At 66.4% G+C, this 1,196-nt stretch carries 1 protein-coding gene; it reads right to left on the bottom strand.

The genetic code is table 11. The features are described 5' to 3' along the window. The coding region (locus LQV45_RS34040) for an ABC transporter permease (protein ID WP_230012265.1) at positions 1-1,162 on the bottom strand (1,162 nt) is incomplete at its 3' end. Between the last annotated feature and the right edge of the window lie 34 nt (positions 1,163-1,196).

Raw genomic sequence — 1,196 nt, forward strand, 5'->3', positions numbered from 1 at the left:
GCAGCATGGCCCTGACCTGGCTCGGCACCGGGGTGCCGATGATCGTCACGATGCTCTGCAGGTTGTCGGCGAAGCCGAACAGCAGCGCGGCGAAGAACGCCCCGATCGGGTTCCAGCGGCCCAGGATCATGGCGGCGAGGGCAATGAAGCCGCGCCCGCCGGAGATTTCCTTGGTGAAGCTGTCGATCGCCACGAGGGTGAAGAACGATCCGCCGATCCCGGCGACGGCGCCGCCGAGCGTGACGTTCCAGAAGCGGGTCGCGTTGACCTTGATGCCCAGGGTGTCGGCCGCCTGCGGGTGCTCGCCCACGGCACGGACGCGCAGGCCCCACTTCGTCTTGAACAGTGCGACCCAGATCACGATGACTGCCACGTACATCAGGTAGCCCACCACGGACTGCTTGAAGAGGATGGGCCCGATCACGGGGATGCTGGACAGGACCGGGATATCGATGATGGGCAGCTCGGCGGGCGAGTTGTACTTCTCCGGATCGGACTGCATCACGGTGGTGAACAGGAAGCCGGTGAGCCCGGAGACCAGGACGTTGAGCACGACGCCGACGATGATCTGGTTGACCACGTACTTGATGCTGAACACTGCCAGCACCACCGACACAAGGGCGCCCGCCACGGCCGCCGCAAGCAGGCCCAGGTAGGGGTTGTGCGTCAGGCTGGCGACGAGCGCGGCCGTGAAGGCACCGCCCAGGAGCTGGCCTTCGATGGCGATGTTGACGACGCCGGCGCGTTCGCACAGTACACCGGACAGGGAGCCGAAGACGATCGGCACGGCGAGGGTCACGGATCCGGCGATGAGGCCGGCCAGCGAAATACTGGGGGTCCGGGCGCCGCCCACCACCCAGATCAGGAAGGCGACCACGAACACGACCGTGAACACGGCCGGCACCCAGCGCGGGGGCCGCCGGTTCGCTCTCGCCTTCAGGACCAGGGCGTAGCCCGCGAGGCCCAGCAGGATCAGGGAGAGCACCATGCCGGACAGGAATGCGGGTACTTCGATCGCCGGGAGCTGGAAGAAGTCTCCGCTGGATGAAACGCCGAATTTGGCGTTCGCCTGCGGGCCCAGCAGTCCGAAGAAGATGAACGCTACGGTGGCCAGCACCGCGAGCGTGACCGGCAACTTCCAAGTCACGGGCTTGGCGGACACCGTCGGCCTGTGGTTCTTCTCCGGCTGGGGTTTT

The sequence above is a fragment of the Microbacterium sp. Bi128 genome, from assembly GCF_918698205.1.